Annotated in this window: 2 protein-coding genes; one reads left to right on the top strand and one right to left on the bottom strand. The window is 46.8% G+C overall.

Translation table 11 applies throughout. From position 1 onward, the window contains the following. A partial coding sequence (locus tag ACFRAK_RS29485; RefSeq protein ID WP_394573268.1) for a radical SAM protein occupies positions 1-535 on the bottom strand: 535 nt, incomplete at its 3' end. A 386-nt stretch (positions 536-921) separates the two neighbouring features. On the opposite strand from ACFRAK_RS29485, the gene ACFRAK_RS29480 reads away from it, so the two are divergent. Then, a partial coding sequence (locus ACFRAK_RS29480) for a HesB/IscA family protein (protein WP_394573267.1) occupies positions 922-1,105 on the top strand: 184 nt, incomplete at its 3' end.

Here is a 1,105-nt window from a genome sequence, read left to right as displayed (position 1 = left end):
ATGATTTCAAGCCAGCCTTCTGCAGTTCCTGCAGCACTTCCTTCGTGCTAAGACCGCTGATTCGGGTGAAGAATTCAATCTCCGCTGCTGTGTAGGCCTTCAATGTAACATCTGGATATTTCTCATGCAGTGCCTTTAGTGAGTCTACATAGTATTGGAATGGCACATGATTATTATGTCCGCCAACGATGTGGAACTCACGGACACCGGGATGGATGTGCTGCTCAACATATTCAATCATTTCAGGACCGGATAAGGTGTAGGAACCTTCCTCGCCCTGGTCTTTCCGGAAATTGCAAAATGCGCAATGGGATTCACAGACGTTCGTGAAATAGAGGCTCATATTCTCGATGAAATAGACCTTTTTGCCATTCTTGCGCAAGTTCGCTTCATTGGCGAGCTGACCCAGCGTCAGCAGATCATCCGTTTGGTATAGATATACACCGTCTTCAAGGTTCAAGCGTTCGCCGTTGCGAACTTTAGCAACGATCTCCGCCATTCTCTGGTCGGTAAAAGGGGTCACTAAGGTAGACATGCTCCATCCTCCTGTTCACACTTGTCTGCTTGGTGCAGCAGGTTTAGTGTATAAAGTGAAATCAATCCCCGCGGGGAACGGTCCGGTTCCATTCGATATGTCGGACGTCTTCTTGAATAATTAGGGCTGAATAAATACGAAAGTTTGTGAAAAAATATACAACTGTAGACCGCCATAAACCTTAACCTGTTGAAATCGCAGGCGATGTGACCATGATCTCACAGTTGCCGCCCATGTTCCTTCCCTATTATAAACCTGACCCCTCGGGGTAGCAATACAAATAGAGGAAATGAAGCTGGTAATTGCATTTAAGGCAAATGGGCAGCATTCCATTCTTGAGTGAACAGGGGAAGAGGAGTATACTTAGGATATAAGGAGGGTGACCTATGATTACGATCAGCGACACGGCCGCAGAACGTTTAAGAGAGATGCTGGCTGAACAGGAAGTACCCAATATGTTCCTTCGATTGGGTGTAGCCGCAGGCGGATGCAGTGGTTTTTCATACGCCATGGGTTTCGACGACAATGAGACCGATGCCGATGTATATATGGACGTACAGGAGTTAAAGG

Source organism: Peribacillus sp. NPDC056705 (assembly GCF_043656335.1).
The sequence above is the reverse complement of the archived record's forward strand: the minus strand, read 5'-3'. Positions and strand labels throughout refer to the sequence as shown.